The organism is Spirosoma pollinicola (genome assembly GCF_002831565.1).
In the GTDB taxonomy this organism is placed as follows: domain Bacteria; phylum Bacteroidota; class Bacteroidia; order Cytophagales; family Spirosomataceae; genus Spirosoma; species Spirosoma pollinicola.
On the sequence record NZ_CP025096.1, the window covers coordinates 2,740,777 to 2,752,833 of the forward strand.

The following is a 12,057-nucleotide window of genomic DNA, read 5'->3' on the forward strand; positions in this document are numbered from 1 at the left end:
GAGGGTAGAAGATACCCCGTTAGATCCTCTGTGCTCTCTGTCCCTCTGTGGTTAAAAATCCTTTTCCTTTTTATCAACTAATAGAGATACCTATACGCTGCAAACACTTACACCAGTGCATCGAATAAAATTTCGGCGGGGTGTTGAGAGCTGCGTTTTGTGCCGTCTTTGATTTGATGTCGGCATGAGGTTCCGGCGGCTGCAATGATCACGTCATCAGGCTGTTGACGAACGGTTGGAAACAAGACTAATTCGCCTACTTTCATCGAAACTTCATAATGCTCAGCTTCGTACCCAAACGAACCAGCCATACCACAGCAACCCGATGGAATCAACTGCACCGTATAATTCCTTGGTAATGACAACGCTTTTTTGCCCGGCACCAGCGACGATACCGCCTTTTGCTGACAGTGCCCGTGCAGCTTAATAAGCCGTTCTTCGGTTGTGAACTGTTCGGATTTAATACGCCCTAAATCCAGTTCCTTGGCTATAAACTCTTCGAAGGTCAAGGCGTTTTCGGCAATTCGTTTGGCATCGGCCATCAGCGATTCGCCTACCAGGTCAGGATATTCATCGCGGAAGGTCAGAATAGCCGATGGCTCCAAACCAACCAGTGGCGTTTCTGCCGACACGACGTCTTTCAACAGGCGAATATTTTTCTCGGCCAGCGTTTTGGCATAGGTCAGCATACCTTTTGACAAAGCCGCCCGTCCGCTTTCGCCGTGTTCGGGAATGACAACCGTATAACCCAGCCGCTCGAATAATTGAACAGCCTTTTGGCCAACCTCAACATCGTTGTAATTAGTGAATTCGTCGCAGAACAATAGTACGGTTTTCGGTTCGCCGTTTGCGACTCCGCCAGACAATTCCCTGCTTCTGTTTGTAAACCATCTTTTCAGGGTTGTCTTACCCATCATTGGCATAGTGCGGTCGGGGTGGAAGCCAACCATGCGATTCGCGATGCGCCGGAGCGCGGGGGTGCCTAACACGCCATTCCAGGCCCAGGGAGCGAGGGAGGCCAGACTCGACAACCGGGCAAAGTTGGCAATGAGCCGCGACCGTATAGGAACGCCGTTTGCATCGTAATAATGCTGCAAAAACTCAGCCTTCAGTTTGGCAACGTCCACGTTGGAAGGGCATTCGCTTTTGCACGCTTTACACGACAGGCAGAGGTCGTAAACTTCTTTGATTTCTTTATGGTCGAAGCGGTTTTCCTTTGGCGAACGCGTCAGCATTTCGCGCAGGATATTGGCCCGCGCCCGTGTGGTGTCCTTTTCGTTGCGGGTGGCCATATAACTCGGACACATGGTGCCGCCCGAAGCCTCCGTTTTACGGCAATCGCCCGAGCCGTTGCATTGCTCAGCGTGTTGAAGGACGTTTTGGTCTTTATACCGAAAATACGTCTTGAAATCGGGAGTTTGCTGACCGGCCTCATACCGCAAAAAAGTATCCATTGGGGGCGTTTCCACAATTTTTCCGGGATTGAAAATGCCGTCCGGGTCCCAGGTGTGTTTAATCTGCCGCATCAACTCGTAGTTGTGCGGCCCCACCATTTGCGGAATAAATTCGCCCCGAAGCCGCCCATCGCCATGTTCGCCCGACAGCGAACCGTCGTATTTTTTTACCAGCGTGGCAATTTCCTCGGCAATCATCCGGTACTGCCGATGTCCTTCTTCGGTTTTAAGGTTAATTATCGGACGCAAATGCAACTCCCCCGAACCAGCATGGGCGTAGTGAACCGCGTGCATGTGGTGCGTTGTCAGGATCTCGTTGAACTCCCGAATAAAGTCGGGTAAATCATGAACATCTACGGCGGTATCTTCAATAACGGCTACTGCTTTCTCGTCGCCGGGAAGATTACCAAGTAAGCCCAGACCCGCCTTGCGAAGCGTCCATATTTTCTTGCTGTCCTCGCCAAACAGCAAGGGGTAATGATAACCCATTCCGGCAGCCTGCATGTCGGCAATCATACTGGCCGCCAATTGCTCAATTTCGGCCCTTGTTTCGCGGGATAGGTCAACAACCAGAATAATCGGGAAGTGATCTGAGGGTGTTTTCTGGACGAAGAAGCTGTTTTTTTTCTGTTCTGGATTCGAATCGGCCCGTTCCAGAATAATATCGTCGATCAGTTCGACTGCATACGGTTTATAATTGAGTGCTACCAGCGTGGCGCGTAAGGCTTCGTCGATGGAGTGGCAATGAACGCACACCAACCCGCTCTCTTTGGGAGGCAACGGGACAATGTTCAGCTTGATCTCGGTCATGAAACAGAGCGTGCCCTCCGACCCGGCAATCAGCTTGGTCATATTGAAGGGCTCTCCCTCGGGCGCAAATGGCTGTAGGTCGAGCAGGACGTCCAAGGCGTAGCCTGTATTGCGTCGTTCAATGGATTTCTTTGGAAAATTGAGCCGGATTTCTGCCTGATTTTCCGGGTCCGACAAAATAGCATTCGTCTTCAGCAGAATCTTATCGGCCAAAGAAGCCGAGCCGTTCTTACGACTTGCTTCGCTAACCTGCTTGGTAAAATCCCAGCCAGTCAACGGGCCAAATTCGGCTTCGGAGCCATCGGCCAGCAAGACTTTTACAGACAATGTATGCTCGCGGGTGGCCCGGTACACCACTGAGTTCGACCCGCAGGAGTTGTTTCCTACCATACCGCCAATCATGGCACGATTGGCGGTCGACGTTTCGGGGCCAAAGTATAAACCGTACGGTTTGAGGAACTGGTTCAACTCATCCCGAACAACGCCCGGTTGCACCCGTACCCATCGCTCTTCGGGGTTTATTTCCAGAATTTTGGTAAAGTGCTTCGATACGTCGACAACAATGCCGCTGCCCACCACCTGACCTGCCAGCGATGTGCCGGCGGTACGGGGAATGAGGGCCGTTTTATACTGTCTGGCAAAGGCAATTAAGTGTTTAAGGTCTTCAACTGTTTTCGGGATGGCAACAGCCGTAGGCATTTCCCGGTAAGCTGACGCATCGGTTGCATAAAGGGTACGGTGTGTATTGTCGTCAAAAAGGTCGCCTGATAATTGGGCAGCCAACGCGCGAAGGTCTTCTATATTCATAGAAATAGACTGGTATCTGTTGGAGGGTAACCAGTAAATAAAATTTCAGCAAAATTAACTGTAAATACGACAAACATATAAGCCTATACGTTCCTATTAGATTTTGCTGGTTTATAGCAAAAAAGTCATACTTACTTTTATATTAGTATATAACGTAAATTCTGCTAGTCAGCTACTTATCTAGCGCTGCTCCTTTTGTACTCGTTAAATAATTTAAATTAAAGAACGAAGTTTATAAGGTACGTATAATACAATTTTGACACAAATTAATTCGATTTTAACTGAAACCAATTTGGGTTTTTATCGTTTGCATATGTACTTTGCTAGATACATAGAGTTTGTGTACTACTGATTTTGAGCAAGTTGCTAACTATTAGACAGTTATAATTCTGAAGAGAATACTGGCTTTTCAAACGCAAAAATAACCACAATCACAGTCACATTAAGCTATGTATGTATTTTACTATTTACTCTCGTTTATTTCACAATTTAGCGTTAACCTATGATGGAAAAATCCTACAAGAAAAGTCGCTTTGGCGGTAACGTAGGTCAGGTCGGGATTACTCAACTCCCGGTATTCAATTGGAAAGGCCTCCAACGTTTTGTAATGGCACTGGCACTTTTAGGGTTGCTCGGCAATCAGGCAGCATGGGCGCAGGAGCGTACCGTGACAGGAAAAGTGACAGACCCAACGGGCTCGGTTTTGCCGGGTGTTAGTATTCAGGTTAAAGGCACACAGCGCGGCACGAACACAAACGGTGATGGGGTGTACACGCTCACCAACGTGCCCGACAATGCCACGCTGGTGCTGAGTTTTATTGGCTACACAACCCAGGAAGTTGCTGTGGGCAATCGCACGACCGTAGATGTCAAATTGGCTGATGATACCAAAGCACTGCAAGAAGTTGTAGTTGTTGGTTATGGTACTCAGAAAGCGAAAGACGTTACCGGATCGGTAGCAACGTTAGGACCGAAAGACTTCAACAAAGGGGTCATCTCATCGCCCGAGCAACTGTTGCAGGGCCGTGTGGCGGGTGTTCAAATCACGCCAGCCAGTGGTGAGCCGGGTGCTGCCAACAACATCCAGATTCGGGGGGCGGTTTCGCTTCGGGGTGGTAATACACCTTTGTACGTTATTGACGGCGTTCCGCTCGATGGGGGGGACTTCAGCAATGGTACGCCCGATTTCGGTACGGGTACAACTACGGCGCGTAACCCGTTGTCGTTTTTGAACCCGAGCGACATTGAAAATATTTCGGTCCTGAAAGATGCCTCTGCTGCGGCTATTTATGGAGCGCGGGGTGCCAATGGTGTTGTGCTGATCACCACGCGCAAAGGGCGGGCTGGTGCACCACAATTCAATTTCTCGGCATCGGCGGCTGTTTCTTCTTCACTGAAGAAATACGATTTATTATCGCCTACCGATTTTCTGGCGGGGGTGAAGGCCGCTGGTGGCGATCCAACCTTGTCGACTGTAAATGCGGGAGCCAATACAAACTGGCAGAATGAGATTCTACGCACCAGTGTTTCGCAAATTTACAACGCCAGTTTTGGTGGTGGTACGAATGACACCCGTTACCTTTTCTCATTGGGTTATCAGGATCAACAGGGACTTGTGAAAGGCACGGGTCAGCAACGTATTACGGGGCGTATCAATGCATCGCAGGATTTATTCAACAAGAAAGTGACGCTGGCTGTAAATGCGACCACATCTTCTGTTACTGATGCCTATGCGTTAACGGGAAATCAGGCGGGTGCCCTAGGGAACCTGTTCGGTGCCATGATTGGGGCCAATCCTACCTATCCGGTCTTCAGGAACACAAGTGATACCTCGGCATACTACCAGTTAGCGGGTGGTTCGTACCGTAACCCGCGGGCTATGCTGGACTATTACCACGACAAGGGCGTAACAAACCGCACACTAGCCAACGTCAGTGCTACCTGGAACGTATTGCCCGGCCTGTCGCTTAAGGCAAACTTCGGCGTCGATAATTCAGCTTCGACCCGCACAACCTCTATCGACTCACGCTTGAACGGCCAGTTCACAGTTCCCCTGGGTTCTGTAACGAATCAGGTCTTTGCCGATGCAACCACGGGTTTAGGCGGGGCGGCTTATATCAATTCGCTGAATCGTCTGTCTAAACTGGTTGAATACACAGCAAACTACAACCGCGACCTTGGTCCCGGTAAACTGGAAGCTGTTGCTGGTTTTGCCTATCAAACGTTCGGTACAAGAACCAGCTATGTAGCTGCCAGCCGTTTTCCCTTCGATGAATCGGTTATTTCATATACCGATAATATAGGAGCGGCAAATACACTGACCGGAACGGCCATTGGTGGTGGTTCGTCGCGCTCGCAGAATGACTTACAGTCGTATTTCGCCCGGGCCAATTACAATTTTAAAGAGAAGTATCTGCTGACGGCTACCGTACGGGTCGATGGTTCGTCGCGTTTCGGGGTGAATAATAAGTATGGTACGTTCCCATCGGTGGCGGGTGCGTGGCGGATTTCGCAGGAGAGCTTTATCCCGAAAAGTATTTTCGATGACCTGAAAATTCGGGCTAACTACGGGATCGTAGGTAACCAGGATTTCACGGGTGGTGCGTCGAAAATTATCTATACGTATAACAGTTCAGGATCGCAGATTCAGCAGAACAACCCGAATCCAGACCTTAAGTGGGAGCAAAATACAACCACTGGACTCGGTATCGACTTTAGTGTGCTGAAAGGTCAGTTGTCGGGTTCGATTGATTATTATCACCGGGCTGGATCAAACACGCTCCTTCAGGTATTCTATGCACAACCGGCTCCTGTAAACTACAAGTGGATCAACCTGCCAGGGCAAATAGTTAGTCAGGGTATTGAGTTAAACCTGATCTATCAGGTTGTGCAAAAGGCACAATTTGGCTGGGAGGCTGTATTTAACCTGACAACGCTCAACATCAAAGCGCAGGACATCGGTACAGATCAGGCCGTTGGAGCTGTTAGCGGACAGGGTCTTTCGGGCGCCTATGCAGAACGTATTACGAATGGATATGCACCATTTTCATTCTTCATTCCTCAGTTCACCGGCTTCGATTCCAATGGGTACTCAACCTATGCCGACAATGGCCGGTCTACGTATCAGGGAAGCCCATTTGCCAAATTACGTCTGGGTTTAACCAATAACTTTACGTTTGGCCTGTGGACTGCCAGCCTGTTTGTGAACGGTCAGTTTGGCGGCAAAATCTACAACAATACGGCTAATGCGCTGTTTGCAAAAGGTGCTCTAAAGAACGCCCGGAACGTGACGTATGATGTAGCGAACAGTACGGAGAATGGCCTAAATCCTGCCTCAGTATCGACCCGGTTCCTTGAGAAAAGCGATTATGTACGGATTACCAATCTAACGATTTCCCGCCGATTTGATCTGCCTCAGGGTGGATTTGCCAAGTCGCTGTCATTGTCGCTCACTGGCCAGAACCTGTTTATCTTCACGGGATATACGGGCTTGAACCCAGATGTGAACACGGTGACTTACAATGGAAATGGTAATGGTATTCCATCGCTGGGTATCGACTATACGCCTTATCCAACGCCCCGCACAGTGACGTTAGGTTTAAATGTTGGGTTCTAATCAACCATCAGGCTATCTGGTATTTTGACTCTGTTTTAGGTGTCAAAATACCAGATAGCAAACAGACTACTTACAATTTTCAACGACATGAATTCATTTAAATATCAGACCATTGGCTTATTGACAGGCACTATATTGCTTGGCAGTGTTGGCATCAATGGTTGTACCAATCTGGACGATAAAGTGTTCGGGTCATTATCATCGACTGATGCTACCGTAGGTGCTATCAGGTTAGACCCAACGGCTACCCTACAGGGAGCTTATCAGGCATTGAATGCCATTGCTACCAACCAGGGCCGCGCCTATTCTTTACAGGAACACCCGTCCGATGAGATGATGGGACCGACCCGGGGTACTGACTGGGACGATTTCGGCGTCTGGCGTAAACTACACCAGCATACTTGGGATTCGCAGCACGTGGAGATTCTGAATGCCTGGAATGACCTGAACACAGGTGCTTTTCGCGCTACGCAGGCAGTTTTTGCTGCTGGCTCTAATGCCCAACTGGTTGCACAGGCGCAGTTTTTGCGTGGCTTCTTCACATCAAGTATTGTCGATTTGTGGGGTCGGGTGCCGGTTCGTCAGGTGACCGATGCCGCCGATGCCAATCCACAGGTGTTGAGTCGGCAAGCGGCTACTAACTTTGTTCTTAGCGATTTACGGGCGGCTTTCAATGTATTGCCAGCCTATACGCAGGCAACAGCCAATGTGGCAAGCAAAGAAGCCGCAGCGGCCATGCTCGCTAAAATGTATTTGAACCGGGCGGTATACAATCAGCCGTCTTCTACGCCAGCGGGTCCGTTCACGTTTGTTAAAGCAGACATGGATTCGGCCGTATATTTTGCCAATCAGGTCATTGCATCCGGCAAATTTGCGTTGACAACGAAAGGAAATTACTACGATAATTTTCACTGGGATAACGACCAACGCTCCAAGGAGTTGATCTTCACGATTCAGAACACTTCAACGGCGCAGCCAGGTAGCGTTCAGAACCGCTATTTCATGACAGAGCACTACAATCAATATATTGGTGCCTGGAATGGATTTACTACGCTGGCGGACTTCTACAATAGTTTTGAGGCTACTGATGAACGGCGTGGTGCACAACCTGCCGATTTGACCCCGGCAACAGGTATTACCGCCGGATTCCAGGTTGGTCAACAATATGGTCCTACCAAGGGAACAGCCGCTGCGCCCCAATTAAAAGATCGCAGCGGCAACCCGCTGGTCTTTACACCACAGGTCAATATTGCGTTAGCGAATGAAGTGCAGGGTATCCGGGTCGTCAAGTACCTGCCCAACCCGCTCACATACAATAACCCAACCAATGACTATGTATTCCTGCGGTATGCCGATGTATTGCTGATGAAGGCAGAAGCTATTCTACGTGGTGGTACTGATTCGCAGGGTCAAACAGCCGCTGCCATTGTCAATAATCTCCGCCTAACGCGTGGTGCTTCGGCTATTTCTACGGTTGATTTGCCCGCTTTGCTGGCTGAGCGTGGTCGTGAATTGTACTGGGAAGGCTGGCGCCGGAGCGATGAAATTCGCTTTGGTACGTTCCTGAATCCTGTTGATCAGCGGCCAACTACATCGCCTGCAACGGCTGTGTTGTTCCCTTTCCCACAACAAGCAATTGACAGTAACCCGAATTTGCAGCCGCAGAATGCAGGCTATTAGGGTTTAATTAACTGGTAAATGAATTATCAAACAGCAGCCTGATTGTGGGCTGCTGTTTGATTTTGTTATGGGCCTATTTGCCGCACGACACCGGCCAGTGTAGCGTTATTATAATACTATGAGTAAGAAACCTGGCCTGCTGGCCATTATCTTTTTGGGGCTTCTATCATGTCACAAACGGCCAGACCCGCTGTTTGTGACATTGCCTGCCTCCGAAACGGGTGTTGGTTTTATAAACCGAAGCCTCGACAAAAAGAACTTCAATATTTTCAACTACCGTAATTTCTACAATGGTGGAGGTGTCGCTATTGGCGATGTTAATAATGATGGTTTATCAGACGTGTTTCTGACGTCCAATTTTGAAGAAAATAAACTGTACCTCAACAAGGGAGGGATGAAGTTTACCGATGTGACGCAAAAAGCGGGTATTGTCGGAAAGAAATTCTGGTCGACGGGCGTCACGTTTGCCGATGTAAATGGCGACGGTCTGCTGGATATTTATGTCTGCAATTCGGGCAGCCGCGATGAGCGGGGAAACCAGTTATACATTAATCAGGGGGTTAAAAATGGGGTGCCTGTTTTTGCCGAAAAAGCCAAAGAGTACGGTTTGTGGGATGGAGGCTTTTCGACTCATGCGGCCTTTTTTGACTATGACCGCGACGGCGATCTGGACATGTATCTGCTCAATAACAGCTTCACCCCAATGGATCGCCTGGGATACGCAAACATGCGCACTACCCGGGATAAACTGGGTGGGCATAAATTGTTTCGAAACGAAGGTCCCGATAAACCATTCACCGATGTGTCGGCCCAGGCTGGTATCTACGGAAGCTTGATTGGCTTTGGACTGGGCATTACCATTGGGGATGTCAACAATGATAACTGGCCGGATATTTACATTTCTAACGACTTCTACGAACGCGATTACCTCTATATTAACCAGAAAGACGGCACCTTTAAAGAAGATATTGAGAACGAAATGGGGCACACTAGTCTGGCCTCTATGGGGGCCGATATTGCCGATGTCAATAATGATGGCAACCTCGATATTTTCGTGACGGATATGCTCCCTGATGACGACTATCGACTGAAAACCACCACTGCCTTTGAAAGTTATGAACTGGGCCAGTTGAAGGAATCACGGGATTTTTTCTACCAGGACTCCCGCAATATGCTCCACCTTAACAACGGCGATGGCACGTTCTCCGAAATTGGCCGAATGGCGGGCACATCGGCCACCGACTGGAGTTGGGGAGCCTTATTGTTCGATATGGATATGGATGGCAAGAAAGATATTTTTGTAGCCAACGGTATCCTGAAAGACCTTACCGATCAGGATTATATGTCTTTTCTAGCCGATAACCCGGATTTACGATCCATGATTGACGGGACAAAGAAATTCGATTATAAAGCATACGTCGATAAAATGGGCTCCCGCCCTTTGCCAAACTATGCGTTTCGCAACATGGGCGATGGTATGAAATACGAAAACAAGGCCGTTGACTGGGGCCTGGGTGAGCCATCATTTTCGAACGGATCCGCTTATGGCGACCTGGACAATGACGGTGATCTGGATTTGGTGGTCAACAACAATAACTCGGCCGTTTCGATCTTCGCAAATACATCGGTTGACAAGAATCATAAAAACTTTCTACGAGTTAAACTCAACGGTTATGGCCGCAACCTGAATGCGATTGGTGCCAAAGTGTACGTATATCAGAAAGGCGCCGACGGAAAACCTCAAACGCAGTATTTACAACAAATGCCGAACCGGGGTTTCGAATCATCAGTCGATTTAACAATGGTATTCGGCCTGGGCGATAATCCCCGCATTGATTCGCTGGTCGTTATCTGGCCGGATGATAAGAAACAGCTTATACCACAACCCAGGGCTAACACGACCCTAACGCTGGCCCATGCAAAGGCCGATCAAACGATACTGCCTGCGGTAGCCATCCCTGTGGCTAATCGCCTTTTTCAGGATGTAACAGAGTCGTCGAAATTGAACTATGTGCATAAAGAGAACGCATTTGTTGATTATGATCGGGATGGTTTGTTGAAACAGATGTTATCGCGGGAAGGGCCTGCTTTAGCCGTAGGCGATGTAAATGGAGATGGATTGGACGATGTGTTTCTGGGTGGCGCGGCTACTATGCCACGGTCATTGTATGTCCAGGAGGCCAATGGCACCTTCCATCTTCAGAAGCAACCCTTTCTGCTCGATGCCCTTTATTCTGAAGATATAGCGGCCACGTTTTTTGATGCTGACGGCGACAAGGACATGGATTTATACATTGCCACGGGCGGGAATGAGTTTGAAGATCCCACGTATATGGCCGACCGTTTTTATGTAAACGACGGAAAAGGAAATTTTACATGGGATAGGAATTTGCCTCGTAGTACAGATAATAACTCCTGTGTTGTGGCGGCAGATTTCGATCTGGATGGCGATCAGGACCTGTTCGTGGGATCAAGAATGATTTCGGGGCAATACGGTAAAAATCCAGACCAGTTGCTTCTGGTAAATGATGGAAAAGGCCATTTTCGCAAAGCTACCAGCGAATTGATGCCCTTCTCAAAGGACATTGGTATGGTTACCGATGCTGTCTGGGCTGATATCGATCATGATCGTTATCCCGATTTAATACTGGTTGGTGACTGGATGCCCATTACAATCCTCAGAAACAAGCAGGGAAAAGGCTTTGAAAAAATAGATAATGAAACTCTGGCCAATACAGGGGGCTGGTGGAATACAATCCAGGCCGCTGATCTGGACAATGACGGCGATGTAGACTTTATTGCTGGTAATTTGGGGCTCAATAGCCGTATGGTTGCATCAGCAAAAGAACCGGCACATCTGTACAGCAATGACTTTGACCGGAATGGTTCATACGATCAGGTCATTACCTGTTTTCGACCCAGCCCCGACCTGGGCGATGGGCCGGGAGAAGCCCGCGAATGCGTGATGGTACAGAAGTCAGACCTGCAGAAGCGGATTCCATCTATTAAAACCAAATACCTCAAGCATACCGATTACGCCAAAGCGAGCTTTGACGATATCTTTTCGGCACAGCAACGGCAGGGTATGAGCGTCAAGACCGTACAAACGGCAGAAACATCAATCCTGATAAACGATGGAAAGGGTAATTTTTCGATCAAGTCATTGCCTGTTCAGGCGCAGACCTCACCTATCCACACCATTCTGACTAGTGATTACAATGGCGATGGCAAAATGGATATTCTATTAGCTGGTAACTTCTTTGATGTATTGACCGAACTTGGTCGGTATGATGCCAATTACGGTTTGCTGTTGGCGGGGAATGGGAAAGGTGATTTTGTTGCTACAAAACCTGTCCAGACGGGCTTTTTTGTGCGAGGTCAGGTACGGAAGATGCTGCCTGTGGGCGGTGCCAACGGCAAACAATTTATTTTATTGGCTAAAAATAACGACAAGGCTCAGGTTTTTACGTTGGCGAAAAAGTAAGTTTTAAAAACAGGCATCTTCAGATATTAATTACAATAAGCTCTGCTGGCTGGTGCTTAAAGAGGTTGTAACTGTCCCCCTGTTGCATTATTCCAGATTAGGGGTAATGCAACAGGGGGACAACTATTTATAGGAGGATTGTAACTCATATAAATAAGCAAACACTGAAGGAATCAACCCAAGTTGCTAAATCAAAGACGAGGTAT

At 48.5% G+C, this 12,057-nt stretch carries 4 protein-coding genes; 3 read left to right on the forward strand and 1 reads right to left on the reverse strand.

Going from position 1 to position 12,057, the window contains the following annotated elements:
- Window positions 1-107: 107 nt before the first annotated feature.
- Complete coding sequence (locus CWM47_RS11575; protein WP_100988125.1) at window positions 108-3,071, reverse strand: FAD-binding and (Fe-S)-binding domain-containing protein; 2,964 nt, start codon at window positions 3,069-3,071, stop codon at window positions 108-110.
- Window positions 3,072-3,573: 502 nt separating this feature from the next.
- On the opposite strand from CWM47_RS11575, the gene CWM47_RS11580 reads away from it, so the two are divergent.
- From CWM47_RS11580 to CWM47_RS11590, 3 genes are all read left to right on the forward strand, one after another.
- Window positions 3,574-6,687, forward strand: coding sequence for a SusC/RagA family TonB-linked outer membrane protein (locus CWM47_RS11580; protein WP_100988126.1), 3,114 nt, complete (start codon window positions 3,574-3,576; stop codon window positions 6,685-6,687).
- Window positions 6,688-6,774: 87 nt separating this feature from the next.
- Complete coding sequence (locus CWM47_RS11585; RefSeq protein WP_100988127.1) at window positions 6,775-8,367, forward strand: RagB/SusD family nutrient uptake outer membrane protein; 1,593 nt, start codon at window positions 6,775-6,777, stop codon at window positions 8,365-8,367.
- Between the two features lie 118 nt (window positions 8,368-8,485).
- Window positions 8,486-11,851 (forward strand): VCBS repeat-containing protein, encoded by a 3,366-nt coding sequence (locus CWM47_RS11590; RefSeq protein WP_100988128.1) that lies wholly within the window; start codon window positions 8,486-8,488, stop codon window positions 11,849-11,851.
- Window positions 11,852-12,057: the final 206 nt, after the last annotated feature.